Here is a 22,148-nt window from a genome sequence, read left to right on the forward strand (position 1 = left end):
ATTCTATTTTTGTTATAGAATTACATGTTTTTAATTCGCTTAAAATCAGTGTTATTCTACAAGCTTTAAGAGAACTAAATTATAACAATGAAAAGAGAATCTTTGCTAAATAACGTATATCGCTTTTTCGATATTATAGTACTGTTCTTTATTGTTTTTGATTTTGGTTACGACTTTGCCGACAACTTTAACACGCCTCACGTTTTAGGCTTACTTATTCTCTCAGGATTTTTGCTCGCTTTTAATGCGGCAAAGTTTTTTGTATATAAGTACAAGAAAAGCAAGAAGGTGGCTCTGGTGAATATTGTTATTATGGGATCTTTACTATTAACATCCCTGATTATGACCATAGTTTATATTGACTATAATTTTCACTACATCCTTCAAAAAATAAAACCGGTTTTAGAAGGTGGGCTAATTGCCTACTTCTTTTTAAGGTTACTTATTTTAGTTCGTCATATTTACGATGTGTATTTTAACCCCGCTATCGTTTTTGTAGGGAGTTTTATTATTCTGGCCTTATCAGGTGCTTTCCTTTTACTTATGCCTAGTGCAACACAAGACGGGATTACTTTTACAAATGCTTTATTTACAGCAACAAGTGCAGTTTGTGTTACCGGATTAGCAGTGGTAGATACCAGTCTGGATTTTACAATAGTTGGGCAAACTATTATCTTAGTTTTAATACAATTGGGAGGAATCGGAATTTTAACCTTCACTTCCTTTTTCGCCTTTTTCTTTAGAGGTAGTTCATCATTTAAAGAAGGATTAAATACCCGCGATTTTATTGCTCAGGAAGGATTACATGACGTCTTTAAAGCGGCACTTCATGTGGTAGTTTTTACCCTGTCTCTTGAAATTATAGGTGCTTTTTTCATTTACTATTCTATTTTAGATGTTAGCACCATAACTAACAAGTTTTTCTTTTCGGTATTCCACTCAATTTCCGCATTTTGTAATGCCGGATTCTCTATATTTTCATCAGGATTATTCGACCAAAGCATCCGTTTTAATTATGCTTTTCAATGGGTTATCATGGTATTAATTGTGTTTGGAGGTTTAGGCCATAATATCGTTTTCAACTTTGTGCAATACATAAAAACTTATGTTCTGGAGTTATTCAGTAAAAAGCGCATTCACAAACGTATTCCGGTAATTACCCTGAATACTAAAATTGTAATTTACACAACCTTCATTTTACTTATAGGCGGTGCAGGTTTTCTGTTTATTTCAGAATTTAATAACACCCTATTAGACCACACCTCAACATTTGGTAAGTTTACAAATGTAGCTTTTGGGTCGGTTACCCCAAGAACAGCCGGATTTAATGTTATTGATTACTCAGCGATGACAGTGCCCTCATTACTTTTAGTTATCTTTTTAATGTGGATTGGAGCTTCGCCAGCATCTACCGGTGGTGGTATAAAAACCAGTACCTTTGCCATTGCTACGCTAAACATTATTGCCATAGCAAGAGGGAAAAGTAGAATTGAACTTTTTGGAAGACGCCTTACCGCAGAAACAACCTTAAGGGCGTTTGCCATTTTATGTATTTCGTTAATTGTTATAGGTATTGCTATTATGGCTTTACTCATTTTTGAACCAAAAAACACACCGCTACTAACTGTAGCGTTCGAATGTTTTTCAGCATATAGTACCGTTGGATTGAGTTTGAATTTCACGCCTACTCTTTCAGAACCAAGCAAATACGTCATCATTATTGTGATGTTTGTAGGGCGAATTGGTATGCTCAACTTAATGATTGGTTTACTTCGCCAGTTAAACCATCAGTTTTATGAGTATCCAAAGGAAAATATTTTAATCAACTAGAAACCGTTTCAATCAAAAATAGATACTTATGAAAATAATAATTTTTGGACTCGGAAATTTTGGTACAGCCTTAGCATTAAGCCTTACCGAAACAGGAAATGAAGTTATTGCCATAGACAAGCAAATGGATAAAATTAACCTTGTGAAAGACAAAATTTCACATGCCATTTGTATGGACTCGACTAACGAATTAGCTTACGATGCGGTACCTTTAAAAGATGCCGACAAAGTGGTAGTTGCTATTGGTGAGAACGAAGGTGCTGCGATTATAACCACAGCCATTATTAAAAAACTGAGTACGGTAAAAATCATAAGTCGTGCCTTATCGCCTATTCACGATACGGTTTTGGAAGCTATGGGTATTCATAGTATTATTCACCCGGAGCAGGATTCGGCCGACCGATTAACAAAACAAATCAATTTTAAGTCCACCTTAGAAAACTATCAGCTGGATAATAACTTTACCATTTCAGAAGTTAGAGCCAAAAAAGAGTTCTACGGAAAAACGTTAAGAGAATTAGATTCTATTGACACCTACAGCTTAACGCTGATTACCATTATTCGCGAAAAAGAAAAGAAAAATTTAATAGGCAAGAAAACAATAGTTAAAGAAACTATTGGCCGTACCAACCCAGATACTGTAATTTTAGACAACGATATTTTAGTAGTTTACGGAAACAACAAAGACATCGAAAATTACTGTATGGGTGAAGAAGAATACGATTTAAGAAACAAAAACATTTAAGATGATAAAAAACGATCTGTTTTTAAGAGCACTAAAAGGTGAAACTGTTAACCGTCCACCAGTATGGATGATGCGTCAGGCAGGACGCTATTTACCAGAGTTTATGGCATTACGCGATAAGTACGATTTCTTTACACGTTGCCAGACGCCAGAATTAGCAAGTGAAATTACTGTACAACCTATTCGTCGTTACGGTATGGATGCCGCTATTTTGTTTAGTGATATTTTAGTGATTCCACAGGCAATGAATGTCGAGGTACAAATGAAACCAAATTTCGGACCTTACCTTCCTAATCCTGTGCGCACCACTAAAGATGTTGAGAATGTTATTGTTCCTGATGTAAAAGAAGCTTTAGACTACGTTTACCAGGCTATTAAAGCGACTAAAGAATTATTAAACGACGAAATTCCTTTAATTGGTTTCGCCGGTTCGCCTTGGACGATTCTTTGTTACATGGTACAAGGTCAAGGCAGCAAGACCTATGATAAAGCGAAAGAATTTTGTTTTACTAATCCGGTTGCAGCACACACACTACTGCAAAAAATTACCGACACCACCATTGCTTACTTAAAAGAAAAAGTAAAAGCTGGTGTTAATGCCGTTCAGGTATTTGATTCTTGGGGTGGTATGTTATCACCAACCGATTACCAAGAGTTTTCTTGGCAATACATTAACCAAATAATTGAAGCGTTAAAAGACGATGCACCTGTGATCGCCTTTGGTAAAGGTTGCTGGTTTGCGCTTCACGAAATGGCGCAAAGTAACGCTTCTGCACTTGGTATAGACTGGACATGCTCGGCAAGAAATGCACGTTATTTAACCGGTGGAAACATCACGCTTCAAGGTAATTTCGATCCGTCAAGATTGTTATCACCACCGGCCGATATAAAACGCATGGTACACCAAATGATTAACGAATTTGGTAAAGACAAATATATTGTAAACTTAGGTCACGGTATTTTGCCTAACATTCCGTTAGAAAATGCACAAGCCTTTGTAGATGCTGTAAAAAATTATAGCGCGTAACAGCCCCTCTTAGTCTCCCCAAAGGGGAGATTCAGAAATGAATTATTAAAAACTCAATATAACTTATTCCCTCTCCTTTGGAGAGGGTTAGGGTGAGGCTTATGATTAAAAATATCGTTTCAGGAATTAAAGCCTATTTCGGAGCGTTTGGTTTAATATCAAAACTAAACCTCTGGAAATACTTCGCTATTCCTATGCTTATAAGTTTTATTACGGCTGTGGTTATTGGTGTTTCAGCTTACGGACTTTCCGATAACATAGGCGATTTCATCTCTAAACTCTGGATTTGGGAATGGGGCAAAGAAACGTTTACAACTATTGGAAATATTATTGGTGGTATTATTATAATCATTCTTGGGCTCATTCTCTACAAGCACGTTATTATGGCCTTATCGGCGCCGTTTATGAGTCCGGTTTCCGAGAAAATTGAAACGCATCTTCTTGGTTCCGATAAAACTTATAGAATTACCTCTTTTACAGAGCAACTTTGGCGTGCTATTCGCATTAACGTTAGAAACCTATTTATGGAATTGCTTATCACGATTCCGCTTTTAATCTTAAGTTTTATTCCTGTAATAGGTATTCTGTTCACCATACTTATTTTCTTTATTCAGGCCTATTACGCTGGTTTTAGTAACATGGATTATACCTTAGAACGCCACTATAAATACAACGAAAGCCTTAACTTTGTAAAACGAAATCGCGGATTAGCTATTGGTAACGGTATCATATTTATATTGTTTTTATTAATTCCGTTTATCGGAGTTATTTTGGTATTACCGCTATCGGTAACGGCAGCTTCGGTAAAAACCATTGAAGCCCTTCAATTAGAAAGTCATTATGAAAAATAAATTTTACGAATACATACAACAACTCCAAGACACCATCACTTCTAAACTGGAAGCTATTGATGGCAAAGCCACGTTTCAGCAAGATCTTTGGGAACGTCCTGAAGGCGGTGGTGGTAGAACCCGTGTGATTCAAAACGGCAATGTATTTGAAAAAGGTGGCGTAAACATTTCTGGTGTTCACGGTAAATTACCAGATACCATGCAAGCCTATTTTGGAGTTGAAGACGCCGATTTTTTTGCCTGTGGTTTAAGTTTAGTGCTTCACCCGAAGAGTCCAATGGTGCCAACAGTTCATGCCAACTGGCGCTATTTTGAAATGTATGATAAAGACGGAAAAATTGTAGACCAATGGTTTGGTGGCGGACAAGATTTAACGCCCTACTACCTGTTTGAAGAAGACGCCATTCATTTTCATCAAATCTGTAAAACAGCCTGCGACAAGCACAATCCGGAATTTTACCCAACTTATAAAAAACGTTGCGACGAGTATTTTTATAATTCTCACCGTAACGAAGGTCGTGGTATAGGTGGTTTATTTTTCGATTATTGTAAAGCAACCAAAGACACCAGTATGGAAGACTGGTATAACTTTGTAACCGAAGTTGGTGACAGTTTCCTTGAAGCTTACGTGCCTATTGTTGAAAAACGTAAAGTTGTACCTTATACTGAAGCTAACCGTACCTGGCAAGAAATTCGTCGTGGGCGTTATGTAGAATTCAATTTAGTACACGATAAAGGCACCATGTTTGGGTTAAAAACCAACGGTCGAATAGAAAGTATTTTAATGAGTTTACCACCACATGTGCAATGGGTTTACGACCATCAACCTGAAACTGGTAGCGAGGAGGAAAAACTAGTTAACGTTTTACAAAATCCTGTAGACTGGGTGTAACATGAATTGCTACTGCGGAAATAACAAAACCTACAGCACATGCTGCGAAGTATTTCATAAAAACGGTGGAAAAACAGAAACTGCTGAGCAACTTATGCGTTCACGATACAGTGCTTTTGCATTGGCTAACGGTGACTATTTAATGCTTAGTCATCATAGTTCAACACGACCTGTAAAAGAAAAAAAAGCCATTGTAAACTGGGCCAAATCGGTACAGTGGATAAAGCTAGAAGTACAAGAAACCTCAAAAGGTATGGCTACCGACAATGAAGGCACCGTAACCTTTGATGCCTATTTTTTTGAAAACGGAAAAGTAGATGTCATTCACGAAAAATCAGCTTTTGTAAAAGAAAATAACATTTGGAAATACTTAGGATTAAGTCAATAAACAATATGGCTTAAAATACAAAACTTTATATTATGTATCCATTAAGAAGAAATAGACGATTAAGAGCAAACGAGGCCATTAGAAGTCTTGTAAGAGAAACTATAATTACTCCAAACGATTTTTTAGTACCACTATTTGTTGTTGAAGGCTCGGGTGTAAAAGAAGAAATCGCGTCGATGCCAAACTACTTCCGTTACAGTTTAGATTTACTGGAAAAGGAAGTTAAAGAACTTTGGAGCATGGGCTTAAAATCGGTATTGCTATTTGTTAAAGTACCAGATAATTTAAAAGACAATAAAGGAACAGAAGCTTTAAACCCCAACGGATTGATGCAACGTGCTATTAAAACCGTTAAAAATGTGTGTCCTGAGATGTTAGTAATGACCGATGTGGCTTTAGATCCTTATTCGGCTTACGGACATGACGGTATTATAGAAAATGGCATCATATTAAACGACCCGACGTCTCAAGTGCTTTCTGAAATGGCTTTATCTCATGCTCAGGCTGGCGCCGATTTTGTAGCGCCAAGTGACATGATGGACGGGCGCATTATTCAAATGCGCGAGTTGTTGGAAGATGAAGGCTTCACCAATACCGGAATTATGAGTTACTCAGCAAAATATGCTTCGGCTTTTTACGGACCTTTCCGTGATGCTCTAGATTCTGCTCCGGTTGATATGGTCGATATTCCAAAGGACAAAAAAACCTACCAAATGGATTATTCAAACCGCATTGAAGCCATTCGTGAAACCGAAATGGATATTGATGAAGGTGCCGATATTGTTATGGTAAAACCGGGCTTATGTTATTTAGATATTGTTCGCGATATTAAAAATGCAGTTGATGTTCCTGTTGCTGTTTATCAGGTTTCTGGTGAATATGCCATGATTAAAGCTGCTGCTGAAAAAGGCTGGTTAGACCACGATGCTGTAATGATGGAACAAGTTACTGCTATTAAACGTGCAGGTGGAGACATTATAGCATCATACTTTGCTAAAGATGTGGTAAAATTGATTTCTTAAAAAATACATGTAAAGATTTTTTTTAAAGCATATTCCGAGTTTATTCAATTTCGGAGTATGCTTTTTTATTATAGGAGTAAATCAGATTTCGTAACTTCGTAAAAAACGATATCCTATATATGAGCGCATTAATTTTTTGGGCAACAATTTCTATCTTCTTTTCCTTTTTATGTTCCATACTCGAAGCGGTATTACTAAGTGTAACACCCACCTTTATCAACCTGAAAAAACAAGAAGGTAAAGACTTTGCATTTACTTTGGAAGCTCTCAAAAAGGATGTTGATAAACCTCTTATTTCTATTTTAACTCTTAATACTATCGCACACACTCTGGGTGCCATGATGGTAGGAATTCAGGCCGAGAAACTACCATATAAAATTGAACTTTTTGGAATCAATACAGTAGGTGTCGTTTCAGCAATCATGACTTTATTGATTTTGATTGCATCTGAAATCATTCCGAAAACCATCGGCGCAACCTATTGGAAAAAATTAGCTGGTTTCACCGCAACCACACTTAACATTTTAATTTTTCCTTTAAAATGGACCGGAATTCTTTGGCTATTACAACTTACTACAAAACTTATAGGAGGCAAGGAACATGGCAGTGTATTAAGCAGAGAAAGTTTTATGGCCATGACGGATATTGCACATGAAGAAGGTGTTTTTCATGAAAATGAAAGTAAGGTCATAAAAAACCTGCTTACCTTTAAAGAAGTGTTCGCCAAAGATATTATGACGCCGAGAACTGTTATGAAAATTGAAGATGAAGAAACAACCGTTGAAGCCTTTTTCAAGAAAAATTTAAACCTTCGATTTTCACGAATTCCTGTTTACGCAAACGACCAAGACAATATTGTAGGCTTAGTACTAAAAGACGATGTTTATAAACAAATGGCTTTAGATAACAACAAAAAAAAGTTATCTGAACTTAAAAGAAATATTATTGTCGTTACCCGAAACATGCCTATCCCTATTCTTTTCGAAAAACTTATTGAAAGTAGAAATCACATGGCTTTGGTTGTTGACGAATACGGTTCGGTAAGTGGTATTGTAACCGTTGAGGACGTTATTGAAACTTTGCTTGGTTTAGAAATTATGGATGAAAGTGATAACGTTTCTGATTTACAACATTTGGCACGAAAAAGCTGGGAAGCGAGAGCAAAACGCTTGGGTATAATTGAAGATTCTGAACAATAATCATGGATACCTGTATCATCAAATCACCTTTAGGATTCACAGAAATAATTGGTGATGACATAGGAATTGCATCGGTTACCGTTTTAAATTCTGAGGAAATAGTTACTGAAATCATTCCGGAAACTTTGAAAGATTGTGTCAATCAATTAAATGAATATTTTGAAGGCAAGCGTAAAGAATTTAACTTAAAACTCAATCCGAATGGGACAGATTTTCAAAAATCGGTTTGGAAATTGTTACAGCAAATTCCCTACGGAAAAAGCCTATCTTATCTGGAACTCTCAAAACAATTAGGCGATGTTAAAGCCATACGTGCTGTGGCAAACGCTAATGGCAAAAACCCACTTTGGATTATTGTTCCCTGCCACCGCGTTATTGGAACCGATGGCAGCTTAACCGGTTATGCTGGCGGCTTACATCGTAAGCAATGGTTATTAGAACACGAAAGCCCTAACAAACAACAAAGCTTATTTTAGTTTCGCTTTTAGTTTTAACCCAATCTTTAAATCCTTAAAATATTTCCTATATTTAATTCAACTAAACCTAATAGTATGAAATTCCTCAAAAAGCTACTTAAATGGACTGTAATAACCATAGCGCTACTTATTACTTTACTTTACCTCTTCGATTACGGTTATATTATTCGTGGTGCCAAAATCGTTTACTTCACAGGTCATAATACGGCATTTATTGATGATTATCCGTATTTCGAAAACGATACTATAAAAAAAGGAACAGATGCTCAACCTTGGCCTATTCACAAAAATTATAATTCAATTGAACCAACCGAAAAACTAACTAAAGTCAACAAAGACTGGGGTACCATTGCATATGTTATCATTAAAAACGATAGTATTTGGTTTGAGAATTATTATGAAAACTTCGATGAACACTCAAAAACCAATTCGTTTTCAATGGCTAAAAGTATCACCACTACTTTACTGGGAAAAGCTATTATGGATGGCTATATAGAGAGCTTAGACCAACCTGTTAGTGATTTTTATCCGCAATATAATGAGGCTAAAACTACAGTTGGCGATTTAGCTTCAATGGCCTCAGGTTTAGATTGGGTTGAGCATTACACGAGTCCGTTTTCGGTAACCGCAAGAGCCAATTACGACGATGATTTAGCCGAAACTATTCTTGACCAAAAAGTGATAGAGGAACCAGGAAAATCATTTAAGTACTTAAGTGGCAACACTCAGTTACTAGGGATGATTATAGAAAAAGCATCAGGAAAATCATTATCAAGTTACTTATCTGAAAGCTTTTGGGAACCTATGGGAGCTACAGATGATGCGCTTTGGCAGCTAGATGATAGTAAACATAAATTAGCCAAAGCCTTTTGCTGTATTTCCAGCAATGCAAGAGATTTTGCCCGTTTCGGAAAATTATACAAAGATTACGGAAAATGGAACGGCAAACAACTTTTAGACTCGGCTTATGCTGTAAAAAGTGTGACGCCTCGTTTTACCGAAAGCCCAGAGTACGGCTATGGCTGGTGGATGAAAGATGTTGGAAGCAAACACTTTTTTATGATGCGTGGACATCTAGGACAATATGTTATTGTTGAGCCAGAAGACAACCTTATCATTGTACGTTTAGGACATAGAAAATCGCCTGACGAAGGCATTGGCCAATTCACACAAGATATTACCGTTTATATTGAAGAAGCTTATAACATGTTAGGATATGATCTCTAAAATTAACTTAGAAAACATATTATTTTTAGATATTGAAACCGTTCCTGAGGTTCAGCATTTCACCGATTTAGATGAAACCAAGCAGGCCTTATGGGAACAAAAATCGCAGTACCAGCGTAAAGACGATTACACCGCCGAAGAATTTTACGATCGCGCCGGTATCTGGGCCGAATTTGGAAAAATTGTATGTATTTCGGTGGGGTATTTTGCTTTTAAAGGCGACATTCGTTCCTTCAGAGTGACTTCATTCTTTGGTGATGAAGCCAAACTTTTAAAGGATTTTAAAAATTTACTAAATACACATTTCAACCACCCTAATCATTTGCTTTGCGGACATAACGCTAAGGAATTCGACTTTCCTTATATTGCCCGCCGTATGATTATAAATGGCATTGAACTTCCGCATAAGCTCAATTTATTTGGTAAAAAGCCTTGGGAAGTCCCGCACATAGATACCTTAGAACTTTGGAAATTCGGAGATTTTAAAAGTTACACATCGCTAAAACTACTCACCAATGTTTTAGGTGTGCCTTCGCCTAAAGATGACATTGACGGTAGTGAAGTGTATCGCGTATATTACGAAGAAAACGAAATAGATCGCATTGTAATTTATTGCGAAAAAGATACCATTGCCGTTGCACAAATATTTTTGCGATTACGTGGTGACGAGCTATTAACCAACGATGAAATTATTCACATATAAATGCAGAACTCCCCAATTTTAAACATAAAAAACTTAGCCATTGCCTTTGGAAATAATGAAGTTATTCACAATATATCCTATCATTTAAATCAGAATGAAATTCTGGGTATTGTTGGTGAATCAGGTTCTGGAAAATCGGTTTCATCGTTAGCCGTTTTAGGTTTACTACCAAAGAAAATTTCTAAGATTACTTCAGGGCAAATTCTATTTAATAATGAAGATTTAATCCCGTTATCTTCAAAGGAATTACAAAATATTCGTGGCAAAAAAATAGCCATGATTTTTCAGGAACCCATGAGTTCTTTAAACCCGTCTATGACCTGCGGAAAACAGGTTCAGGAAATTCTGCTTCAGCATACCCATTTATCTAAACAGGAAGCTAAAGCAGAAACCATTGCCCTTTTTGAAAAGGTAAAACTTCCGAATCCCTCCCGCGTTTATGATGCTTATCCGCATGAGATTTCCGGCGGACAAAAGCAACGGGTTATGATTGCTATGGCGATAAGTTGTAAACCCGATGTTTTAATTGCCGACGAACCGACGACGGCTCTAGATGTTACGGTTCAAAAAGAAATCATCAAATTACTTAAAGAGCTTCAAGTAGAAACGAAAATGAGTGTCATTTTCATCACGCACGATTTGTCTTTAATCTCTGAAATAGCCAACCGTGTTCTAGTGATGTATAAAGGCGACATTGTTGAACAAGGTGATGCGCATAGCATTTTTCATACACCGCAACACACCTACACCAAAGCATTAATTAATGCTCGCCCATCGTTAGACACCCGACTAAAAGTTTTGCCAACCATTAAGGATTACCTTGAAGGCACAACCAAACATAGCATTATTACTACCGAAGACCGAAAACAAAAACACAACACTATTTACAGCAAACCACCTTTATTGGAAGTAATTAATGTTGAAAAGGAATATATTTCTAAAAGCGGATGGTTTAGTTCTCCTAATTCATTTAAGGCCGTAAATAATGTTAGTTTTAAATTATTCGAAGGCGAAACTTTAGGTTTGGTAGGTGAATCTGGCTGTGGAAAATCGACTTTAGGAAATGCCATACTTCAGCTTGATAAAGCCACTACAGGACAGATTTTATACAAAGGCACCGATATTACCAAACTATCAAATAAAGCAATAAAAACCCTTAGAAAAGAGATTCAGATTATATTTCAGGATCCGTATTCATCTTTAAACCCAAGAATTCCTGTTGGTGAAGCCATTATGGAACCCATGCAGGTACATAAGCTTTATAATTCCAATAAAGAACGAAAAGCCAAAGTGATTGACATACTGGAGCGTGTAGGATTGTCTGAAGACTATTTTAACCGTTATCCTCATGAGTTTTCAGGAGGGCAACGCCAACGTATTGGTATTGCCAGAACGATTGCCTTACAACCTAAGTTGATTGTTTGCGACGAATCGGTTTCGGCATTGGATATTTCGGTTCAGGCACAGGTTTTAAATCTGCTGAATGAGCTTAAGGAAAGTTTCGGATTTACATATATATTTATCTCACACGATTTAGCTGTGGTGAAATACATGTCGGATCAATTATTGGTTATGAATCAGGGTAAAATAGAAGAATTGGGTGATGCTGACACCATTTACAGCACACCCAATTCTGCATACACTAAAAAATTAATAAAGGCTATCCCGAAGGGATTATAACATGAACACTTTTTTAGTTAAATAGAATAAACTCTTTAAAAACCTTAGGTTTTCACGCATTGTTTCTTTGAATTTATTCTCCGTCAATGTAGGTTGGTCAGGTAGATTTGTTGCAAAATTCATAAGCGTTAAGTTTATGATAGATTTAGGTAAATCTGATTAATAATTTGGTTTCTTTGGGGATTACTAAGATACAATTGATTTTCAATATCATCGTCAAAAAACATATAAATTCGATGAAATGCAATTATTTTTAACATTTTACCGAATTTAACCTACAAAATAACTATATCTTCTTACAACTAAAGAATCATTTCAGGAATATCTCCTTCAACAGTTAATGTCCCTTCAGTTGCTTTTTGAATCTCCTCAACAGAAACTCCGGGAGCACGCTCTAATAATTTAAAGCCATTTGGTGTAACCTCAACCACTGCCAAGTTGGTTACAATCTTTTTAACACACCCAACGCCCGTTAAAGGCAAGGAACATCTTTTTAGTAATTTAGACTCCCCTTCTCTATTGGTATGCATCATAGCTACAATAATATTTTCTGCACTGGCAACCAAATCCATAGCGCCTCCCATACCTTTAACCATCTTACCCGGAATTTTCCAGTTGGCAATGTCTCCATTTTCAGCAACCTCCATGGCTCCTAAAATCGTTAAATCGACATGCTGTCCACGAATCATGGAGAAACTTAAGGCAGAATCAAAAAAACTTGCACCCGGCAACGTGGTTATGGTTTGTTTTCCGGCGTTAATCACATCGGCATCTTCTTCGCCTTCAAACGGAAAAGGCCCCATACCTAAAACGCCATTTTCACTTTGAAATTCTACTTCAATATCATTACGCACATAATTAGCAACCAAAGTTGGAATACCAATACCAAGGTTTACATAGTAACCATCCTTAACTTCTTTAGCAATACGCTTAGCTATACCTACTTTATCTAACATAATTAACTTCTTTGTCTTACAGTTCGTTGTTCAATTCGTTTTTCGTAACGTTCGCCCCTTAGAATACGTTGCACAAATATGCCAGGAATATGAATCTGGTTAGGATCCAGTTCTCCGAGAGGTACTAATTCTTCAACCTCAGCTACCGTAATTTTAGCTGCTCCGCACATTACCGGATTAAAATTTCGAGCGGTTCCTTTAAATATTAAATTCCCTGCCGCATCCCCCTTCCAGGCTTTAACAAAAGCGAAATCGGCTTTAAAGGCATGTTCCAGGATATACATTTTATCATTAAATTCTCGGGATTCTTTACCTTCGGCGACTTCTGTACCGTAACCAGCTGGCGTATAAAATGCAGGAATACCAGCCTGAGCTGCACGGCAACGTTCTGCCAAAGTCCCTTGCGGAATAAGTTCTACTTCCAATTCGCCAGATAACATCTGACGTTCGAACTCATCGTTTTCACCTACATAAGAAGAAATCATTTTTTTTATCTGGCGATTTTGAAGTAATAACCCCAGACCAAAATCATCTACACCGGCATTATTGGAAATACAGGTTAATCCTTTTACTCCAAGATTAACCAATTCGGCAATAGCGTTTTCAGGAATACCACTTAAACCGAAACCACCAACCATAAGGGTCATATTATCGGTAACCCCTTGTAAAGCTTCACTTATATTAGCTACTTTCTTATTTATCATTATTATTAGTTTTAGCAATATAAATTTACGAATAACAAAATGATAACTACAAAATATCGAGAAATAAAAAACCCGTTCAATTTATGAACGGGTTTTCAATATTGATTCTTAATCAATTTAGAATTCTAAATCATCTGGTGTTTCTTTTTCTTCCTGAATAACGTTATCATTATCAGCAGGACTATCACAATCTACACGAATAGATAAATTTTCAGGGGCTTCAAAATCTGCCTTAGAAATATTAAGTGTTTCATCGGCATAACAACTCTTCATATACATACCCCATATTGGTAATGCCATGGTGGCTCCCTGACCATAAGTAATGGTTCTAAAGTGTACCGAGCGGTCTTCACCACCAACCCAGACTCCGGTTACTAAATTAGGTACCATACCCATAAACCACCCGTCACTCTGGTTTTGTGTTGTTCCGGTTTTACCGGCTATTGGATTCTCAAATTCATATGGATAACCAGTAATAACTTCCTTGTAAACCTGATTATTAACACCCCAGTTACCACGTAATCTGGTACCAGAACCACCACGAGTAACACCTTCTAAAAGTTTTACGGTTACATATGCGGTTTCTTCACCCACCACATCACGTGTCTCTGGCTTAAACTGATATAAAATAGTTCCGTTTTTATCTTCAATAGTCGTTACCATTACTGGCTTTGTATACACGCCTTTATTTGCAAAAGTTGAATAAGCCCCGACCATCTCGTAAACACTTAAATCGGCTGTTCCTAAGGCGATAGATGGTACCGGAGGAATCTCAGAATCGACTCCTAATTTATCAACTAACTCAATAACGGTTTCCGGCCCTACTTTATCCATTAAACGTGCCGTTACCGTATTTACGGAATTCGCTAACGCATTTTTCAAAGTTAGATTTCCACCATACTTCCCATCTGAATTTTTAGGACACCAGTCTTCTATATTCCCGTATTTATCCTTTTCTATACAGAATGGTGTATTCGGGAATTCGTCACAAGGAGACAGATGTAACTGATCTACAGCGGTAGCATAAACAAACGGCTTGAATGTTGAACCTACCTGACGTTTTCCTTGTTTTACCATATCGTATTGGAAATGACGATAATTCATCCCTCCAACCCATGCTTTCACATGACCCGTTTGCGGATCCATAGACATCATACCGGTACGTAAAAACGTTTTATAATAACGTATAGAATCGATTGGTTTCATAATCGTATCAATTTCTGAAGGTTTCCCTTCCTTCCATGCAAATACCGACATTTGAATTGGCTTTTGAAACGATTCCTCAATCTCTTTATTAGATTTTCCTAAATCGTATTTCATATGTCTCCAACGCTCTGATTGACGCATAGAGTTTCTCAAAAGCGCATCAATCTCTTCTTTTGATAAATCTAAAAACGGTGCCGTAGGATTTCTATCGGGTGTATTCTGGTGGAAAAACTCTTTCTGAAGTTTTGCCATATGCTTTTGTACTGCATCTTCGGCGTACTGCTGCATTCTGGAATCTATTGTTGTATAAATTTTTAATCCATCGTTATACAAATTCCATTTGGTTCCATCTGGTTTCGGATTGTCTTTAATCCACTCTTTCATAAAGGAGTCCAGATACCCTCTAAAATATGTTGCGATACCTTCACGATGTGATTCGGGAGTGTATTTTACATCAAGTTCGGTTTTTTGAAGTGAATCTTTAACCGTTTCAGTTATATACCCATACTTTTCCATTTGAGATAATACCGTATTTCTTCGGTTTTTTACCCCTTCAGCATTTCTTAACGGATTATATAAAGCCGAGTTTTTAAACATCCCCACCAACATGGCAGATTCTTTAAGCGTTAAATCCTTTGGTTCCTTACCGAAGTATATTCTGGCAGCACTACGAATACCATCGGCATTGTTTAAGAAATCGTAAATATTAAAATACTGTGCAATAATTTCTTCTTTGGTGTATTGACGCTCCAAACGAATAGCTATAATCCACTCTTTTACTTTCTGAAGTATACGTTCCACAATGTTTTTAGAACCTTCACCATGAAATAACTGTTTGGCTAACTGCTGCGAAATGGTACTGGCTCCTCCACCACTTCCTAACTTAACTACAGCTCTTAATGTACCAATAGCATCCACTCCAGAATGTTGTTCGAAACGCGCATCTTCAGTTGCAATTAAGGCATTCACCAAATCCTGTGGTAAATCTTCGTAACCAACAGGTGTTCTGTTATCGTTAAAGTAAAATTTTCCTAAAGTTTGTCCGTCTGAAGAAATAATCTCAGTTGCTAAATTCGTTCTTGGGTTTTCTAATACGGTATGATCGGGCATTTCGCCAAAAGCACCCCATGATGCCAATAAAAATATAAAGACTACGGCCAGAACTCCTGCGGTAAATAGCATCCAAAACCAACGTATGTATTTAGAGAAGTTTGTTGTAGGTTCTGCTTCTTGTTTTTTTGTTGCCATGTACTTTTATTTATAAATACGATTTGAATGGGATCTATAGATTACATTCTATAGATGAAATAGTTAGTTGTTACTGTTTATGTGTTCTATTCTAAAACCAACATCGGTTATACCTTCAAGCTCTACGACACCATTAACCTTACCATTTTCTCTCATGGCTTGCTGAATATTTACCTTATAATTACCAGCTTCTTTAAACACAACTCCTTCTTTATACCAAAGTTTATTTTCTTTTGTATCGGTCACCCCAGTACCTAACAACTTTCCTGTTGGATCGGCCATCCGGTACTCTAAGGTATCTTTTATTGTCTTTCCATGCGGAAAAACCATTTCAACAATTAAAAACAAATTGTTGTATTTATAGGCATTTGTATTCCTAAGGTTGACAAACAAATTATAAGCCTTAGTAGAATCTGGAGGTGTTATATCAAAACTAACTATAGAATCTTTATGCCATTTATTAGGAACCGATTTATACTCGTCGAAAACTCGATTTGAATCGCAAGACACAAATACTAATGAACATATCGCTAAAAATACTAACGTATTATTTCGTAACATCCTTATTCTTTTGACTTTGGTTTTGGTTTTGGTTTGGATTTGGGTTCTGATTCTGCGGTTTCTTTTTATTTCTAGAACGATTGTTGTTTCGGTTTCTGTTTTTATTCCCTCCAGTAGTTTTAGGATCTGCAACATTATTTCCGGCTTCAGTTCCTTTAGCTTTAGGATTTTTGGCTCTTGTTCTGGTATTATTATTCGCTCCTTTATCAGACGCTGGCGCAGAAGGTTTTGTTTCTGTTACATTACTATTTGCTCCGCCTTTGGCTTTCGAATTCTGATTTCGGTTATTCTTATTTCTACTATTTTTACGTTTTTTATTAGGTTTTGGACTATCGAATCGTGTTAAACTATCCTGACCTACAACGTTTTCAAACTCAGTTTTAGTATCTTCAATAAGATCTGAAGCATATTCTTCAAGGCTTGCCACCTTTTTATTCTTCTTATTTAAAGCAATAATTTCATTCGCCTGATCGGCAGTTATCTTATGCCAGTTAATCCATTCTCCTTCATAAGCATACCACATGTGACCTTTAAAAATATCGGTTTTCTGGCAAATGGCAACGCCTTTTTCGGTTTGTAGTTTTATTTCAGATTTAGGAAAATCTTTAAGCGCATCTAAGTACGTGTCTAACTCGTAATTTAAACAACACTTCAATTTACCACATTGTCCGGCTAATTTTTGAGGATTTAATGACAATTGCTGATAGCGTGCTGCCGAAGTACTTACCGAACGGAAATCGGTTAACCAGGTCGAACAACACAGCTCACGACCACAAGACCCAATGCCTCCTAGTCGGGCAGCTTCCTGACGGAACCCTACCTGTTTCATCTCGATACGTGTTTTAAACTCTCGAGCAAATACTTTAATTAACTCACGGAAATCGACACGCTCTTCGGCTGTATAGTAAAACGTTGCTTTGCTGGCATCGCCCTGAAACTCGATATCGGAAATTTTCATTTCCAGTTTCAAATCTATTGCAAACTGTCTTGCTTTCACCTTCATTGGCTCTTCACGATCGCGTGCAGCTTGCCAAATATCTATATCTTTTTGATTGGCTTTTCGGTATATTTTAAGTTCTTCGTCGGGTGTTTCAGAAATACTTTTACGTTTCATTTGAATACGCACCAATTCCCCCGTAAGGGTTACCATACCAATATCGTGGCCTGTTGCTGCCTGTGTAGCCACAACATCCCCAATGCTAAGCGTTAAATGCTCTGTATTTTTGTAGTAATCTTTTCTTCCGTTTTTAAAGCGAACCTCAACCCAGTCAAACGGTTTCTCACCACTTGGAAGAGACATATTAGACAACCAATCGAAAACCGTTAATTTATTACAACTATCTGTTCCGCAGGTGCCATTATTTTTACATCCTTTTGGTTGACCGTCTTTACCAGTTGAACAACTGTTACAAGCCATAAATTTCTATATATTGAATTCGCTAATATTTAAACTATTGCGAATGAATGTTCATATTATTTCCAAAAGGTAAAGATAAGATTATTATATAGACTATCTAAATCGATAAAAAATTAAATATTTTTTACATCAATTATCTTTACCGGGCATGCTTTTGCAGCATTTTCGCAGTCTTCTAAAATCATGTGGTCGTTAGATTTAATGGTGAAAAAGCCTTTCTTATCGACACTTTTCAACAACACCGACTTCCCATCTTTCTTCGACATTTGAAACTGATTGGGTGCCAACTCGACGCAGTAATTACACCCAATACATTTATTTCGCTGTAAGGTAACAACAACCATTAAGCTTCTACTTTATTTTCTACGATTTTGTATAATTTATCTGAAGGACGTATTCTGAATCCTAACGGAATGGTAACCAAATCGCCTTTTGAAGCTTTATCAAGTTGCTCGTCGTTTACCAGCATTTGTGCCACCTCAACTTCTTTAGCTCCTGTAGTTGGCCCCGTTACTAAAATAGTATCACCTACCGATAAATCGAAGGCTTCAATTTTAAACTCTCCAATCTGTGCTTTTGGAAAATAGTGTTGTCCTTTACCAATATACACTTTCTTCTGAGTAGCATGCGACCCAGATCCGACACTCCATTCTCCTAATTTCTGTCCTAAGTAATAGCCATTCCAGAATCCGCGGTTGTAAACCTTTTCTAAGTCTTGCATCCAAGACACTACTTTCTCCTTTTCGAAGGTGTTATTTTCTAAGCTATCAATAGCTTCGCGGTAGCATTTAATAACATTTGCTACATACTCCGGTGCGCGTCCACGACCTTCAATCTTCAATACTTTTATTCCTGCATCGGCCACCTGATCTAAAATATCGATGGTACATAAATCTTTTGGAGACATCATGTATTCGTTATCCAGTTCTATTTCGAAACCAGATTCCTGATCAATAACCGTATATTTTTTTCTGCAGTTTTGTTTGCAAGCACCACGATTTGCTGAAGAATTATGTGAGTGTAAACTTAAATAACACTTTCCTGAAACCGCCATACAAAGCGCTCCGTGACCAAATATTTCAATTTCAACCAAATTTCCCGAAGGGCCTTTAACCTGCTCCTTTTCAATTTGCTCCGTAATTTTTTTCACCTGGCGTAAACTCAGCTCACGACTCAATACCATAGTATCGGCAAACATAGCGTAAAACTTTACGGTTTCTATATTGGTGATATTAATTTGCGTAGAAATATGTACTTCCATCCCAATCTCACGAGCCGCCATAATGACCGCCTGATCCATAGCAATTACCGCTGTGATATTAGCATCTTTAGCCTTTTGAATAAGCGTTTTTACAATCGATAAATCGTGATCGTAAATAATGGTATTTAAGGTTAAATAGGTTCTAACATTTTTTGCCTGACAACGCTCGGCAATCTCAGACAGATCATCTAAAGTAAAATTTATAGAGGCTCTGGCACGCATATTAAGCTGCTCTACACCAAAATAAACAGAATCTGCACCATTATCCAGAGCTGCTTGCAGTGATTCAAAATTCCCTGCAGGCGCCATTAATTCAATCTTTTGCATAACTAATTAGGCTTCTTCTTGTTTAAAATGCTCGAAAATGTTTCTTAAATCCTTTTTATAAGGCAAGTGTTCGGCACGACCTTTTTTAAAAATATCGTTACTGTTTCCTTGTCCTTTACGCATGGCCTTTTGCTCTTCATAAGGCAAACGGTTAATCTCCATACAAGTTGTAGAACAACAGTTTTCCATTTCTTCCTGACATTTCGGACACTGGATAAACAGCAAATGGCAAGCATCGTTAGCACAGTTGGTATGGACATCGAACGGCTCACCACATTGGTGACACTGTGCAATAACATCGTCACTAATTCGCTCGGCACGACGTTCGTCGAACACGAAATTCTGTCCTAAAAACTTATTTTCTAAGTTTTGTTCTTTTACCTGACGGGTGTATTCAATAATACCGCCTTCAAGTTGGTAAACATTTTTAAACCCTTTATGTTTGAAGTATGCACTGGCTTTTTCACAACGAATACCTCCCGTACAATACATAACCAGATTTTTATCTTCTTTATGTTCTTTTAAATCGTCTTCAATAATATCTAACGATTCTCTAAACGTATCAACATCTGGTGTTACGGCATTTTTAAAATGACCAATCTCACTCTCGTAATGGTTACGCATATCGACCAATACAGTATTTTCGTCTTCAATAAATCTATTGAAATCTTCCGCTTTTAAGTGAACTCCAATGTTCGTTACATCGAAAGTGTCGTCGTTTAATCCGTCGGCCACAATTTTCTCACGTACTTTAACTTTCAGTTTCAGGAACGATTTGTTGTCTTGTTCTACAGCCACATTTAAACGGATGTCTTTTAAGAAATCAATCGTATCTAAATGAGTTTTGAACTCATTGAAACGATCGGCTGGAAGTGATAATTGGCCGTTAATCCCTTCATGAGCGACATAAATTCTACCTAAGACTTCTAATTTGTCCCAGACAATAAATAATTGATTTCTAAATTCCTGAGGATTTTGAATTTTTGCGTATTGGTAAAAAGAAAGCGTTAATCGATTTTTCCCTGCCTGATCGATTAATTCTGCTCTCTCTTTAGCACTTAATTTATTGTACAGTTGCATGCTATACTAATGTTTTAAGGTTAAAGATTATATTTTAATGCGGCAAAGGTAAACAATTTAAACACAACACCAAAGCACATAAAAAAAGCGCTCATGGTATAGATGAAGCGCTTTTCAAATCATTTCGAGTTAGTCTACTTAAAATGTTTCACTGGTAAATTTCATAGCAATAATTTCCCTAGTTTACTACTAGATGCAAAATGTTCAAAAAGGTTGCGTCATAAAATTGTATGATGATAAAAGTTATAGTATTTTAGCGTACAATTTCAGATAAAAATAGATTACGAAATGAGCAACGAAAAAGAAGCGAAATTAAAAGCGCTAAAACTTACATTAGACAAATTAGATAAGGCCTACGGAAAAGGTACTGTAATGAAAATGAGCGACCAAGCAGTTGTAGATGTTGATGCTATCCCGTCGGGTTCATTAGGCTTAGATATTGCTTTAGGTGTTGGTGGATATCCTCGCGGACGAATCATTGAAATTTACGGACCAGAATCTTCGGGTAAAACAACCCTTACATTACATGCCATTGCAGAAGCTCAAAAAGCAGGTGGAATTGCGGCTTTTATTGATGCCGAGCATGCCTTCGATAGATTTTATGCTGAAAAATTAGGTGTCGATTTAGAAAACTTAATCATCTCTCAACCAGATAACGGTGAGCAGGCTCTGGAAATCGCCGATAACTTAATCCGCTCAGGTGCTATTGATATTGTTGTAATAGATTCGGTTGCGGCATTAACGCCTAAGAGTGAGATTGAAGGTGAAATGGGTGATTCTAAAATGGGATTACACGCCCGTTTAATGTCTCAGGCATTAAGAAAGCTTACTGCATCTATCAGCAAAACAAACTGTACAGTTATTTTCATTAACCAGTTACGTGAAAAAATTGGTGTTATGTTTGGTAACCCGGAAACCACTACTGGTGGTAACGCTTTAAAATTCTACGCATCGGTTCGTTTAGATATTCGTCGTTCAACTCAAATTAAAGAAACCGACGGAAGTGTTGCCGGTAACAAAACCCGTGTTAAGGTGGTTAAAAATAAAGTAGCACCTCCATTTAAAACTGCTGAATTCGACATCATGTACGGAGAAGGTGTAAGTAAAGTAGGTGAGATTTTAGATATCGCAGTAGAAAACGAAATCATTAAGAAAAGTGGTTCTTGGTTTAGCTACGAAGACACGAAACTTGGTCAAGGTCGCGATGCCGTAAAATCGCTGATAAAAGACAACCCTGAACTTATGGAAGAGCTAGAGGTTAAAGTGAGAGCTGTAGCCAAAGCCGCTTCAGAAGGTGAATAAAAAATAACGTTTGATTTCAAATTAAACTTTAAAGCATTTAAATCCC

General features: G+C 36.9%; 21 protein-coding genes. 13 read left to right on the plus strand and 8 right to left on the minus strand.

The window, feature by feature from the left end; genetic code table 11:
* Positions 1-87: 87 nt before the first annotated feature.
* The 12 genes from R1X58_RS05525 (at position 88) to R1X58_RS05580 (ending at position 12,040) form a co-directional block, all read left to right on the plus strand.
* Entirely contained in the window at positions 88-1,830 is a 1,743-nt protein-coding gene (locus R1X58_RS05525; protein WP_240572360.1) for a TrkH family potassium uptake protein, read from the plus strand.
* A gap of 28 nt (positions 1,831-1,858) precedes the next feature.
* Positions 1,859-2,575, plus strand: a complete 717-nt coding sequence (locus R1X58_RS05530) for a potassium channel family protein (protein WP_240572361.1) — start codon at positions 1,859-1,861, stop codon at positions 2,573-2,575.
* A gap of 1 nt (position 2,576) precedes the next feature.
* The gene (gene hemE / locus R1X58_RS05535) at positions 2,577-3,602 is read left to right on the plus strand and encodes a uroporphyrinogen decarboxylase (protein WP_240572362.1); all 1,026 of its coding nucleotides are present in this window, start codon (positions 2,577-2,579) and stop codon (positions 3,600-3,602) included.
* Between the two features lie 101 nt (positions 3,603-3,703).
* Positions 3,704-4,453, plus strand: coding sequence for an EI24 domain-containing protein (locus tag R1X58_RS05540; protein WP_240572363.1), 750 nt, complete (start codon positions 3,704-3,706; stop codon positions 4,451-4,453).
* Entirely contained in the window at positions 4,443-5,345 is a 903-nt protein-coding gene (gene hemF / locus R1X58_RS05545; protein WP_240572364.1) for an oxygen-dependent coproporphyrinogen oxidase, read from the plus strand. Before R1X58_RS05540 ends, hemF begins: the two co-directional genes overlap by 11 nt.
* Before the next feature lies 1 nt (position 5,346).
* Entirely contained in the window at positions 5,347-5,733 is a 387-nt protein-coding gene (locus tag R1X58_RS05550) for a YchJ family protein (protein ID WP_240572365.1), read from the plus strand.
* A gap of 32 nt (positions 5,734-5,765) precedes the next feature.
* On the plus strand, positions 5,766-6,755 hold the full coding sequence (gene hemB, locus R1X58_RS05555; RefSeq protein ID WP_240572366.1) for a porphobilinogen synthase: 990 nt from the start codon (positions 5,766-5,768) through the stop codon (positions 6,753-6,755).
* 119 nt (positions 6,756-6,874) lie between these two features.
* On the plus strand, positions 6,875-7,954 hold the full coding sequence (locus tag R1X58_RS05560) for a CNNM domain-containing protein (RefSeq protein WP_240572367.1): 1,080 nt from the start codon (positions 6,875-6,877) through the stop codon (positions 7,952-7,954).
* Positions 7,955-7,956: 2 nt separating this feature from the next.
* A complete protein-coding gene (locus R1X58_RS05565; RefSeq protein WP_240572368.1) occupies positions 7,957-8,430 on the plus strand; it encodes a methylated-DNA--[protein]-cysteine S-methyltransferase in 474 nt (157 codons plus the stop codon).
* 75 nt (positions 8,431-8,505) lie between these two features.
* Positions 8,506-9,657, plus strand: coding sequence for a serine hydrolase domain-containing protein (locus R1X58_RS05570; protein WP_240572369.1), 1,152 nt, complete (start codon positions 8,506-8,508; stop codon positions 9,655-9,657).
* Positions 9,647-10,360 carry a 3'-5' exonuclease gene (locus R1X58_RS05575; protein WP_240572370.1) on the plus strand — a complete coding sequence of 238 codons (714 nt, stop codon included), beginning with the start codon at positions 9,647-9,649 and terminating at the stop codon, positions 10,358-10,360. Before R1X58_RS05570 ends, R1X58_RS05575 begins: the two co-directional genes overlap by 11 nt.
* Positions 10,361-12,040, plus strand: coding sequence for an ABC transporter ATP-binding protein (locus R1X58_RS05580; protein ID WP_240572371.1), 1,680 nt, complete (start codon positions 10,361-10,363; stop codon positions 12,038-12,040). It abuts the gene before it with no gap.
* Positions 12,041-12,342: 302 nt separating this feature from the next.
* Here the strand turns inward: R1X58_RS05580 and R1X58_RS05585 are convergent, their stop codons facing one another.
* The 8 genes from R1X58_RS05585 to trhO all read right to left on the minus strand — a co-directional run bounded on the left by R1X58_RS05585 (position 12,343) and on the right by trhO (position 20,800).
* Positions 12,343-12,996, minus strand: a complete 654-nt coding sequence (locus R1X58_RS05585) for a 3-oxoacid CoA-transferase subunit B (RefSeq protein WP_240572372.1) — start codon at positions 12,994-12,996, stop codon at positions 12,343-12,345.
* 2 nt (positions 12,997-12,998) lie between these two features.
* Entirely contained in the window at positions 12,999-13,700 is a 702-nt protein-coding gene (locus R1X58_RS05590; protein WP_240572373.1) for a CoA transferase subunit A, read from the minus strand.
* A gap of 117 nt (positions 13,701-13,817) precedes the next feature.
* Entirely contained in the window at positions 13,818-16,154 is a 2,337-nt protein-coding gene (locus R1X58_RS05595) for a penicillin-binding protein 1A (RefSeq protein WP_240572374.1), read from the minus strand.
* A 63-nt stretch (positions 16,155-16,217) separates the two neighbouring features.
* Positions 16,218-16,715 carry a gliding motility lipoprotein GldH gene (locus R1X58_RS05600; protein WP_240572375.1) on the minus strand — a complete coding sequence of 166 codons (498 nt, stop codon included), beginning with the start codon at positions 16,713-16,715 and terminating at the stop codon, positions 16,218-16,220.
* Positions 16,702-18,132, minus strand: a complete 1,431-nt coding sequence (locus tag R1X58_RS05605) for a PSP1 domain-containing protein (protein WP_240572376.1) — start codon at positions 18,130-18,132, stop codon at positions 16,702-16,704. Before R1X58_RS05605 ends, R1X58_RS05600 begins: the two co-directional genes overlap by 14 nt.
* 113 nt (positions 18,133-18,245) lie before the next feature.
* Positions 18,246-18,476: a ferredoxin gene (locus R1X58_RS05610; protein WP_240572377.1), complete on the minus strand. Its 231-nt coding sequence runs from the start codon at positions 18,474-18,476 to the stop codon at positions 18,246-18,248.
* Positions 18,476-19,720 (minus strand): peptidase U32 family protein, encoded by a 1,245-nt coding sequence (locus R1X58_RS05615; RefSeq protein WP_240572378.1) that lies wholly within the window; start codon positions 19,718-19,720, stop codon positions 18,476-18,478. Before R1X58_RS05615 ends, R1X58_RS05610 begins: the two co-directional genes overlap by 1 nt.
* A gap of 6 nt (positions 19,721-19,726) precedes the next feature.
* The gene (gene trhO / locus R1X58_RS05620; RefSeq protein ID WP_240572379.1) at positions 19,727-20,800 is read right to left on the minus strand and encodes an oxygen-dependent tRNA uridine(34) hydroxylase TrhO; all 1,074 of its coding nucleotides are present in this window, start codon (positions 20,798-20,800) and stop codon (positions 19,727-19,729) included.
* A 288-nt stretch (positions 20,801-21,088) separates the two neighbouring features.
* On the opposite strand from trhO, the gene recA reads away from it, so the two are divergent.
* A complete protein-coding gene (recA, locus tag R1X58_RS05625) occupies positions 21,089-22,102 on the plus strand; it encodes a recombinase RecA (RefSeq protein WP_240572380.1) in 1,014 nt (337 codons plus the stop codon).
* The last annotated feature ends 46 nt before the right edge of the window (positions 22,103-22,148 follow it).

The organism is Aestuariibaculum lutulentum, from assembly GCF_032926325.1.
GTDB classification, from domain to species: Bacteria; Bacteroidota; Bacteroidia; order Flavobacteriales; family Flavobacteriaceae; genus Aestuariibaculum; species Aestuariibaculum lutulentum.